Genomic DNA, 772 nt, shown 5'->3' with positions numbered 1-772 from the left:
GGCTGGAGAAGATCGTATAGGCCCAGCTGTCGCTGAGGCTGGTCAGCGCCATCGACTTGCCTTCGTTGATGATCTGGATCAGGCCGCGCAGCAGGAAATTCATGCCGAGCGTGGCGATCAGCGACGACAGCCCGCCATAGACCACCAGCGACCCGACCAGGAAGCCGAGCAGCATGCCGGTGACGAGTGCGGCGGCGATGCCGAGGAACGGATCGTAGCCGGCCTGCACGACCAGCGCGAAAACCCATGAGGCAAAACCCATCGTCGCCGGAAACGACAGGTCGATCTCACCGCAGGTGACGACGAAGACCAGCGGCACCACCACGAACAGCGCAACGGGGAGCGTCGTCAGCACCGAGCGGTAGAGATACCAGGTGGTGAAGACGGTCGGGTTGGCGATCATGAACACCGTCATCATGACGATGAACACGGCGAGCGTGCCGAGCGCGGCACGGTTGTCGAGGATGAAGCCGCGCATCCAGTGATCGGAAGGGTGTTTCCACTCTTTCTGGGCACTGGGGCGGGCAATGCCGGAGGACGGCTCGTGCAGATCTGGCTCCATGGTCTTGCTCATCGTGCTCTCTGCTCCGCGTCGCCGGCATCGTGCAGTCCGGCCAATCCGCCGGGATGCGCGACCTCTTCCATGAAGTTGATGAGATCTTCGGCCGACTTGACCTCGCTGCGGTCGGTCGTCAGTGCGACCTTGCCGCGATCCAGCACGACGAAGCGATCGGCGATGTCGAAGACATGATGGATGTTGTGGCCGATGAAC

Annotated in this window: 1 protein-coding gene and 1 pseudogene; both read right to left on the bottom strand. The window is 62.4% G+C overall.

Annotated features, from left to right (window positions below):
• The coding region (locus EOC06_RS37205; RefSeq protein ID WP_164898995.1) for an ABC transporter permease at positions 1-574 on the bottom strand (574 nt) is incomplete at its 3' end.
• Positions 571-772, bottom strand: a pseudogene (locus EOC06_RS44585) (sugar ABC transporter ATP-binding protein); the annotation flags it as partial. The pseudogene EOC06_RS44585 and the gene EOC06_RS37205, both read right to left, overlap by 4 nt.

The organism is Mesorhizobium sp. M7A.F.Ca.MR.362.00.0.0 (assembly GCF_004023175.1).
Lineage (GTDB): Bacteria > Pseudomonadota > Alphaproteobacteria > Rhizobiales > Rhizobiaceae > Mesorhizobium.
This window is presented reverse-complemented; position numbering and strand designations above follow the sequence as displayed.